This window comes from Hahella sp. HN01, assembly GCF_018986435.1.
In the GTDB taxonomy this organism is placed as follows: Bacteria; Pseudomonadota; Gammaproteobacteria; order Pseudomonadales; family Oleiphilaceae; genus Hahella.
Genome location: NZ_JAHMIN010000050.1, coordinates 24,084 through 33,235, shown reverse-complemented (window position 1 = coordinate 33,235; position 9,152 = coordinate 24,084). Strand labels below are relative to the sequence as shown.

Annotated in this window: 11 protein-coding genes; all 11 read right to left on the bottom strand. The window is 60.3% G+C overall.

The window, feature by feature from the left end:
* Window positions 1-1,037: hypothetical protein (locus KP814_RS29465; RefSeq protein ID WP_216740131.1), on the bottom strand; the 1,037-nt coding region annotated here is incomplete at its 3' end.
* Between the two features lie 8 nt (window positions 1,038-1,045).
* Window positions 1,046-4,255, bottom strand: coding sequence for a tape measure protein (locus tag KP814_RS29460; RefSeq protein ID WP_216740130.1), 3,210 nt, complete (start codon window positions 4,253-4,255; stop codon window positions 1,046-1,048).
* Between the two features lie 2 nt (window positions 4,256-4,257).
* Window positions 4,258-4,905 carry a DUF6441 family protein gene (locus tag KP814_RS29455; protein ID WP_216740129.1) on the bottom strand — a complete coding sequence of 216 codons (648 nt, stop codon included), beginning with the start codon at window positions 4,903-4,905 and terminating at the stop codon, window positions 4,258-4,260.
* A gap of 177 nt (window positions 4,906-5,082) precedes the next feature.
* Window positions 5,083-5,472, bottom strand: coding sequence for a DUF6631 family protein (locus KP814_RS29450; RefSeq protein ID WP_216740128.1), 390 nt, complete (start codon window positions 5,470-5,472; stop codon window positions 5,083-5,085).
* An 8-nt stretch (window positions 5,473-5,480) separates the two neighbouring features.
* Window positions 5,481-6,233, bottom strand: a complete 753-nt coding sequence (locus KP814_RS29445; protein ID WP_216740127.1) for a hypothetical protein — start codon at window positions 6,231-6,233, stop codon at window positions 5,481-5,483.
* 2 nt (window positions 6,234-6,235) lie between these two features.
* Complete coding sequence (locus KP814_RS29440; RefSeq protein WP_216740126.1) at window positions 6,236-6,415, bottom strand: hypothetical protein; 180 nt, start codon at window positions 6,413-6,415, stop codon at window positions 6,236-6,238.
* A 126-nt stretch (window positions 6,416-6,541) separates the two neighbouring features.
* On the bottom strand, window positions 6,542-6,934 hold the full coding sequence (locus tag KP814_RS29435; RefSeq protein WP_253938720.1) for an STAS domain-containing protein: 393 nt from the start codon (window positions 6,932-6,934) through the stop codon (window positions 6,542-6,544).
* Between the two features lie 93 nt (window positions 6,935-7,027).
* Window positions 7,028-7,462, bottom strand: coding sequence for a hypothetical protein (locus tag KP814_RS29430; RefSeq protein ID WP_216740125.1), 435 nt, complete (start codon window positions 7,460-7,462; stop codon window positions 7,028-7,030).
* Entirely contained in the window at window positions 7,459-7,758 is a 300-nt protein-coding gene (locus tag KP814_RS29425; protein ID WP_216740124.1) for a hypothetical protein, read from the bottom strand. The genes KP814_RS29430 and KP814_RS29425 overlap by 4 nt, the downstream gene beginning before the upstream one ends.
* Entirely contained in the window at window positions 7,755-8,756 is a 1,002-nt protein-coding gene (locus tag KP814_RS29420) for a major capsid protein (protein ID WP_216740123.1), read from the bottom strand. The genes KP814_RS29425 and KP814_RS29420 overlap by 4 nt, the downstream gene beginning before the upstream one ends.
* Before the next feature lie 22 nt (window positions 8,757-8,778).
* A complete protein-coding gene (locus KP814_RS29415) occupies window positions 8,779-9,150 on the bottom strand; it encodes a head decoration protein (protein ID WP_216740122.1) in 372 nt (123 codons plus the stop codon).
* Window positions 9,151-9,152: the final 2 nt, after the last annotated feature.

Genomic DNA, 9,152 nt, shown 5'->3' with positions numbered 1-9,152 from the left:
GTGATCACGCTGTTATTCCAGGGCCAGCTTTCTGGCTGACGCCATTCGCCGTCGATGAAGCGGAATTTGAAGTTCGCGCGATTGCCTTTGTAGGGTAAAACCAGCGAACCATCCGAATAGCGGGTCAATGCATCGGTGGGAGTCATACCGGCGACCAGCAAGGGATAAGGAAACTGTCCTGGTGTGGCGTAAGGGAGAAACTTGCCCAGGTAAAACGTCATGTACGACGTATCCACTTTCACCACACAGACAATGCGTTGGCCGTTGGCCACGAACCAGTATGGCATTGCCGCATTCCACACAGGAAACCCCATCATGGGCGATGCGCCTGGCTGCTTGCTGAAGCCATTCGCTTCGACAAACCCTGAAAAGCCCGCCAAACGCCAGTTGAAGATATCGGTGGTGGGCGACGCATAGGTTTCCACGCCCACAAAAACGGCTTCCTTACCGGACAGTCCTGGCCCCTGCAGAATCAACTGCGCGGGGACGCCATGGCTGATGCGGGACGTCTCCAGCGTTTCCAACAGATCAAAATCCCGCAACCCGCTGTAACCCCAGTCGCCGTTATTGGCGTGAATCAGAATGCGCCAGTGGGTTTTCGCGCCGATGCTTGGCGTACTGACGCTGTATTCCCGAAACTGCGCATTACTCCAACTCTGGTCATTCCAGGTTTCCTGAGCGGTCCACACCTCGCCATCGTCCGACCCTTCCAAAGTGAAGGATTTGGGGGAGCGCGAGGCTTTTCCCGCTCCCCTCAGGGTAAATGCACGCACCTCCAGAGGGCGCACCAGCTCCAGCCCCAGATGAGACGGCGCCGCCTGGCTTTGCGCGGTTAACCATTCGCTGGCGCTGTCCGCGTCGAAGCCTCTGAAGGCCTCAGAACCGCCCAGTTCGCTGCTGCAAAAAATGCGCTTATACCCAATCCAACGCAGCGCCCGCCAACGCTGTTCAACAGGCGTCATCGTTTGCGTCACGAATTGGTATAGGCGCATCAGCAAGTCGACGTAATCGCCCGCCGTGCCGGATTCATAGGCCATAAAAAATCTCAGCTCAATAACTGCCGCACCGCGCCCGCGTTGCGTTGCAGAATGTTCAGGATGGTTTTCTCCCCAGAGGAGGATGTGAGGTAGTCGGCCGCCATCGCCGGATCGACGACATTCACAATGCGGACGGCGGAGCCGCCATTCGCGCCAGGCGCCCCTGCCGCAGCGCTCGCCGACGGACGCGCGCCAGTGGGAACCAAACCGCCGCTGGCGAAGCCCAAGGCGCCGCCTTGCAGGCGCGGACCGGCGGACAGGCCGTTAATGGAGTGCAATAAACCCACGCCGACACGGCGTACGGCGGCGGCATTGACGACGAACTCCCCGGCGGACAAGCGCGCAGGAATGGAGTCGCTGGTGGACGTTCCAGGTCCGCTGACATAGCCGCCTTGGGCAAAGCCTTTGAACAAGGAAGACAATATGGCGCCGGGACCACTGGCAGAGCCGACGGAGCCAAACAGACCGCCAAACAACGACTCAGCGAGCTTTTGCGAAGCCATGCGTTGAATCGTCCCCAGTACGGAACGGCCAAAATCCGCAAACGCGGCGCTGGCGCTTTTGGCTCCAGAGCCCACCGACTCGAACAGATTCGCCATGCCGTCGCGCAGTGAGCCGTCAAAGGACACCGCCACCTCATCCACGACCTGATTCACCCGGGTGATTTCGTTCTTCCAAGCCTTCACCCGCGCCAATGCATCTGGCCCGATCGCGGAAGCCGCCGCCTCTAACTTGGGCAGCATTGATGTAAGCGCTTCTCCGGTCGCCTGATGCAACGCCAACAGTTCGCGTTGAGCCTGCGCCTCACCCAAYTGTCCCGCYTGCCGYTGCAACTGAATGGCTTGCTCYGCGGCATTCATGTTCGTCAGGGTCTGGTTAAAGCGCTGCTCCCAGGCSGCCAAATCCGCCTCCGCCGCCTGCACGTCGATGAGTCGGTTCACCAGGGCGGCGCCTTCCTGATCGCCTTCCGCCTGCAGTCTCGCCACCAGGGACTGATATCGCTGGGCCACTTGCGCGCGTCTGTCCSCGYTATYGGCGACGSCCGTTAATTCYCTTAACTCGGCTTTGACGCGCGCAAGCTCGTCGCCGAGCTCTTTCTCCGCYTGCGCCGCCTGACGCGCATTGGCGACTTCCGCMTCCRYCCGCTGYCGRTTGAGYAGGGTCAGCTCCGCTTCCAGTTTCACCAGATCCGCTTGCGCCTTGGCGCGYCCAGCAACGTCCTGGCTCGTCTTTAGCAATGCCTTCTGACGCTGTATCGCCGTGCGCACCCGTTCGATGTTCGCATCGATGTCGCGCTGTGCCAGCCGCGTTTTTTCGGCGTAATACTCCCGCAAAGACAGCTGACGTTCCGCCAGCGCGCGATCCAACTCGGCGTTTTCCCGCGCCAACGAATCTTTGAGTAAGCGCAGTTCCGCGTCGGCGCGCGCTTGCTCCAGGGTCATCCGCGCGCCTTCTGCGCCCGGCGCCGCGCCTGCGGGCTGGGAGCGTCCAAATACGCCTAGTTCAGTGGTTTCCGGTTTAATGTGTGAGGCGATCGCCTGCGTGGCTTCGCCAACATAATCCCGTGAAAAGGCCTCATGGAGTTCGCGTGAGACCTGGCGTCCGTAATCTCCCACTTCGCCCAGTTGACGCATCATCGTCGTCTTCAGGGACTGCATGGAAAAGTCGCCTTGAAACGCCGCTTCCACGTCTTTCGCCAACGCGCTCGCCAGCGCGCCAATATCAGAGAACGCGCTTCGAAAACGCGCCACCAGAAAGCCCGCAGTCACGCCTGCAACCCGTCCCACTGCGGTAAAGGCGCCCAGCAGCGTATTCACTGATCGCCGCAGCGTTGCGCCGAGCTCGCGTAATTCGCTAACCGCCGCTTCTCGCAAGCGCCGCCAGCTGATTTCACCGGCGCTGGCCAGCTCTGCTATGGCGTCGATGGCGGCGCCGATTTTCTCGGTGACCAGGTCCCAGGTCGCCGTTGCAATCTGCTTGAGTGTGGCGGTCTTTCCGCCGAATTGAACGGTGGCGTCACGGGCGGAGTACAGCATGCCCGCCACCACGCCCAAGGCCGTCACTAAGGCCCCGACGGGGCCGCCTAACAAGGCCAATGCGCCACGCAGCCCCGTCAAAATCCGTCCCCAAAGCGTGGCGGAGGCGGCCGCCTGAGCAAAGGCGGAAGACGCCGCCATCGCCTGGGTGCGGGTTTTCGCCACATCCGTGACCAAGGCCGCGGTCGCCACGCCTTGCGCACGGGCCTGGGCCAACGCCGCCAAYGCGCTYTGRTGCCGGGCCGCCGMYTCCGCCGAYAATATTTTCAGACTGGCCAGTCGCGCCGCATTTTCCGCCCGGGTSGCGGCAAGACTCGCCGTCAAAGAGGCGATCATGCGYCCSATGGCGGCCACCAGCGCCACRCCGGCCAGATCGATCAACGCCTCCAAATGCTGCGCCAGAAACTGCAGACTCCGGGCCAGTGCGGCGGTCACGCCGCTATGGGAGTCCCGCTCGCCAAACGCGCGTAGAAAGGCGTTTTTCARGCGCACYAAKGCGCCCGAYACCGTATCCGGTAAGCTCGCCATTTCCAGCGTCAGGCGCGMCTTTTCATGYTTMAGCGCATCCATGACCGCCTTGGCGGTGATCTTGCCTTCCTGCGCCARAGCACGCAGCGCGCCCATGGGAACGCCCATGCCATCCGCAATCGCCTGCGCCAATCGCGGCGTCTGYTCCACGACCGCGTTAAACTCYTCSCCGCGCAGCTGGCCTGACGCAAACGCYTGMCCCAACTGCAGCAGCGCYCCGGCGGCGGCTTCGCTGGAKGCGCCGGATAAGGCGACCGCCTGACTGATGGTCTCCGTCACCGCCARGGCTTCGCTTTGCTCCCTCCCCAGAGCGCGTACGGAGGGCGCCAGTCGCGCATACAGCGTGACCGTCTCCGCCAACGGCGCGCGGTTGCGTTGAGAGATCGCGTAGAGTTCGGCGTCGGCGCGATTGAACTCTTCCTGCGAGGTGACGGCGAGCTTGAGTCGCGCCTGCAGGTTCTTATATTGGTCGGTCGTCTCCGTCAGCTCGCGCACGCCCAGTCCAAGCCCGATCAATCCGCCCAGTCGGGAGAGCAGATCCCCTAGCTGATTGGCGTGTTCACGAAGGTGCGAGAGGCTGCCGTTGACGGAGGTGAATGCGCGCCGCGTATCATCGACGGCGGAGATAAGGATTTGAGCTCGAGGTGAAGCCATGGTCAGAGTCGTTTAAGGATGACGCGCAGCGACGCAGTCAATCGGGGCAGTTCCGCGCGCACTGACTGCTGCAGGTCGAAGCGCTTTTTCAAGGTGACGTTGGAGACCAGGACCGCGATGGGTATGGCTTCGCCGCGGGTCAGTCGACGAACGCCTCGTCGCTCACGCTCGGCGCGCCGAAAGCGAGATAAAACCCGCGAYGACTCTGGCGTGCTRTGCGCCATCAGAATCAGTTTGCCGTGACGCTTAACGAAGGCGGTGAGATTCGCCCGTCGTAAGTCGTCAACCAGRCGCGCGAAGGCCTTGCGTCCGATRCGTTGATGCGCGGGCARCAAAGGGATCAACATGCGTCCCCGTATCACCTTGCCGCGCTCATGAACGCCCAACCAGGGAATCTTGGACCCCACCCACAAGGCGGGTAATTGGTTTGATTTGGCGTCATATACTTTGGCGCGCACGGAACGCAGCAGCGCCGGCGACGTGCGTGAGAAACCGCGACGCATGTCATCACGCACCCGCGTCACCATGTCCCGACCGGAAGCGCGCATGACTTTGCCCACCGCCGAATGCACCGCCTGGCGCTTTTCTTTGCGCCAGGCGTTAAATCTTCGCCGATCCAACAGGCCATCCGCGACCAGATCAATCCGCAAGGCGTAACGCCTCTCGCAAACGACTCACATCCTCAGGGCCGCCCTGGGCCGCGATATTCAACACCGTCAAATGCGCCAGCATCCGTTCGTTTTCATAACGCTGGCCCGCAATAAGAAAGGTCTGGATTTGGGCGGGGGTGTACGTGAGCAGATCTGGGTAGCGGTGGCCTGCGCGAATCAAACGGGCGATGGCGTCGCTCCAGGTAATCGGGCGGCCAGTCGTTGCGCCAGCCGGTCGAATCCCGGCGCCACCCTTTGCATGAAAAAATCGGCGTTCGCCTCGAACAACGCGGACGCTAATTTCAAGGCGTCATCCAGCGCCAACGCCTCCACCCAAGGTAACGGTTGCCGGCTCGCTATCGCCAACGCCGTCAGAAGCGAGTCGGCGTGGTCGCAGAACAACGCCCACCAGTCCGGCTCGCCGCCCAGTTGGGCGATAAAAGGCCGCACGGCCCGAATCAATGCGGGCAATTCGCCCAAGGTTAATGGCGAAAGCGTGAGCGTCTCTTCCGCGATATCCACAGTATGTGCGGGCGGCGCCAGCACGTCCCATTCCGATGCGTCCACGTGTCCTCCTACAACAACACAATACGGCCGAACTGACCCAGGTCGCCCTGCGCCGACTTCAGCGTGTCCGCCAATACCTGGCCGGAAAGTTCGAATTTCATCAGYTCGTCGGTAATGATCGACAACTCTTTGGCGGGATTGATCGCYACCCGGTACAGATCGATGACGACCTCGCGATTGCCGTCGGCGGTGTTCAGTCCCTCAAAGCGAATCCAGCGCTCGGGCAGCGGYTGGGTGAACATGGCGGTGCTCTGCGCCGTTCCGTAGCTGTAATCCACCTTGAAGGGCTCGACAAAGGGGCCATTCTCGGATTTATCGAGCACTGTCAGGGAGCCATGTTTGGCGTTCACGCGGTATTGCGCCTGCGCCAGGGTTTTCGCTGGCGAGCCGGAGTCTTTGATCACSAYCTCGGACAGATTCTGCTTCGCCAGCAGGTATAGCTCGCCCGGATTCAGCGGATTCGGCAACGTCTCCGCGGTCACCGTGCCGGCGGTTTGCTCCGTGGAGAGGCCATAAAGACCTAACGCCAGATTGGCGGGAATCAGCTCCTCCAATGTACAGGCGAATTCGCCTTTCTTGGTTTTGATCAACTGCAGATCCGTCAATCGTTGTCCGCTGACGGATTCCTGATGTTCAAGAGTTTCCACCGACAGCGACACTTTCAGCTCAGGAACGTTGCCCACGTAGCTGAGTCCCAAGGGATGGCCGAGGGGATCGCGCGCGCCGATATAGACGCGCCCCTGGCCGGAGAAATACGACATGTTTAATTTCCTTTTGGGTGGGGAGTGCGATCTTTGGCCTGGGCCGTTTTCGTCGATGTGATGGCTTCAGCCACGCCAAGCTCGATCAGCCAACGGGCGGCGGCCGCATCGACCTCAATACAGTCACCGGGGCCATAGGCCACACCCGCGTGAATGTGGGGACATAGCAGTTTCAAAGTCACGATGGATCTCTACGGTTGAGTGAAGTTTGTGGACAAATGAATGCGCAGGTTTGGTATCGCGGCGAGAAGAATCCGCCGACTTAACTGGGCGATAACGAGGCCCTAAAGAGAACAAGAGCCAGTTGATCAGTGTGGACTGATCGTGGAAGCGATGGAGAAATATTGACCCAACCGCGAAACGCTAAGAATATCCCGAATCTGGGGGGATTTAGTCACTATCACGACTTTCGCTCCACAGCCCAAATATGAACGCATCCGCAGTAATAAGCCCAGCGCCGACGTATCCAGCTGCTCTATTTCGCGTAAGTCGATAAAAAAGCAAGTTTCTTTTGAATATCCTTCGTAGGCTTTTCTAAATGATTCGCAAAGCGATATATCGAAGCGCCCGTGGATCGTAATAGTGACGAAAGCGTCATACGCTGAAGCTGCCGTCTCAATATTCATTTCTCCCTTGGCACGCACTATTGCTCCCCCGAACAGAAATGAAATCCTGTTTTTAAATACTAAACTGCGCTTCATCCATGGGGATTGCGCTGGGTCAAGTCACAGACGTAAATCCGGTAGCGGACCTCTCAACATGGGGATATCTCCATGAATGGAGAGGCGCAGGCATTACGACACATCTCCGCACCGGGTCAGATCGTGAATATGCGTGCGATACCGCACTTCATAACGCAATGGCAGTGCGACAGCCCCGGCATCGGCGTCTTCCGCATCCCACTCCGCGTCGATTTCCAGTAATGCGTAAGCCAGTCCGCCCACATTCGCGTCGCGCATCAGCGTCGTATGGGCTGCGACCGCCAATTGATCCGCTTGTTCAAAGGCATCCCGACCGCGGGTGATCGCCACCAGACGAATACTCAATGCGCGTTCAACCCGGTCATTGACGCGGGCGAGGACGACGTCCGACTCCGTCATCAATAGCAGGGCCGGACTTGCTTCCCGATTGATCGGAGCCGTGGGATAACGCCAGACAGGGACCGGAGCCAGCGCCTTCTTGAGCGTGTCCAGGCATGTGCGTTGAATGCGTTCACGAATGGAATTCACCTGTGCGGCTCCAACCGGGTCAGATCCGCCCGTCGTTCAGAGCCATCGCCCACGGCCCGAATATCACGCACCTGATAGCAAACGCCTGCGACGACAATTTCGTCATCGATAGCCAAAGTGGGAAGCGCCGAGACTGGGTAGCGAATGGCGTAGTCGGCGGACAGCGCCAGTCCCTCGAGCACGGGCTCATCCGGCGCCCGGAACTCCACTGACGCCGAGCCCCCGTCAGTCTCTGCGCGAACCAACAGGCCTGCTCGATCAGCGGCGTCATACAAGGCTTCCAAACGTGTGATCATGCGGTTAAGCGCACCAGGACGCCTGGACGTCGACACATCGGCAACGGATTGGACTGGGTATGCAAATCCGTGCCGCGGCCAAACTTGCGCGGCTCCTGTTTCGCATACAGCGGTTTACCGATGGTATTGACGGTTTCATTGAAGTCCGCTGGCGCGCAATGTGTGGCGAAGGTGTCGATCGTGCCYACCGGAAACGCATGCGCTTCGCCGGGCGCGATAAAGCGTCGCGCRRCGCCATCGATATCGTTGGCCTGGCCGCGATACTCTTCGAAGACGATGCCGCCGAAGGTGAATCCGGAGCGCACGTCGTTAATYAATATCGCGCCGTCCTGCCAACGCTCGTAGGCTTTCTCCACTTTGGCGTGGCCCGTCAGCGCCGCGAAAAACTCCGGYGARCATAAGCAATGCACCCCAGTCATGAACTCGCCGCGAAGGTTGTCCTCAATGTGAGCCAACACTTTGATGCAGCGATCCTTAACCGCCGTACCGGCATTGCCCAGATTAAAAGGGATGGTGGTCGGGGCAATATCGAACTCGTCGTACAGGTCATACAACACCGATCCGTCGGCGTCCAGGATGACGCCTTTTAATGCGCCCATCCGCAGGTGCTCCAGCGTGATGGCGTGCTTGTTGCGCATGGTTTGCAGGTTGCGCGCCATGATGCCCGCGATGGTCTCCATATCGGTTTCAGATCCGAAGGCGCGCACGCCTTGCACCTCATCCGGCARCACGACGTCGTCATGGGGAATGTGCGGTATCACGAAAGAACGCAGCGAACGCTTGCCGCGRCGTCCCACGGTGCCGGGCGAGCCCGGCGGCAGGGTCGGCAGCAGGTTCAGCACGCCRTTCATTTCTTCCACGATGATCTGGCGYGTGCGAACCGGCTGCATCGGCATGAGCTTCATCGATTCCAGGCGCCCATATCGGTTGGGCAGAATATTRATGGCCGCCGTCAACGCGGCCATGGAAAAGGCGGGGGTATCAAAGGGATTCAGCATGAACTCTTTCTCAGGAGGGRCGTCAGGCGCTCGCGCGCACCAGCACGCCGCGCGCTTTTAGTTGCGCCATCGCAGCGGCTTTTTGTTCGGGGGTAATGTCGGAAGGCCAGATCAGCGCATCGCTTGCGACCACCGCATGGCGAGCGATAAACAGCGCGTCATGTCGCTCCGCGCTGGTGGCGTCGATGCTCACGGCCAGAACGCCGACGGCCGTATCGCCGCCCTCGGCGGCTGGCGACAGCGCTTTCAGTCGTCCCTCCGCATCCAGGGAAACAACAGCTCCCAGCGTCAGCTTTTGTCCGACCCCGACGCTGGCCACATCGCGGGAATAGAGATTGGGGGCTTCGAACTTGAGCAGATCCCCTAGATTGTTGGTTTCGTGAATGGCGGGCATTG

What these genes read in the sequence shown, in the direction of transcription:
- KP814_RS29415 (WP_216740122.1), bottom strand. Translation starts at nt 9,150, where the DNA reads ATGCCCGCCATTCACGAAACCAACAATCTAGGGGATCTGCTCAAGTTC.
- KP814_RS29435 (WP_253938720.1), bottom strand. Translation starts at nt 6,934, where the DNA reads ATGAAGCGCAGTTTAGTATTTAAAAACAGGATTTCATTTCTGTTCGGG.
- KP814_RS29425 (WP_216740124.1), bottom strand. Translation starts at nt 7,758, where the DNA reads ATGATCACACGTTTGGAAGCCTTGTATGACGCCGCTGATCGAGCAGGC.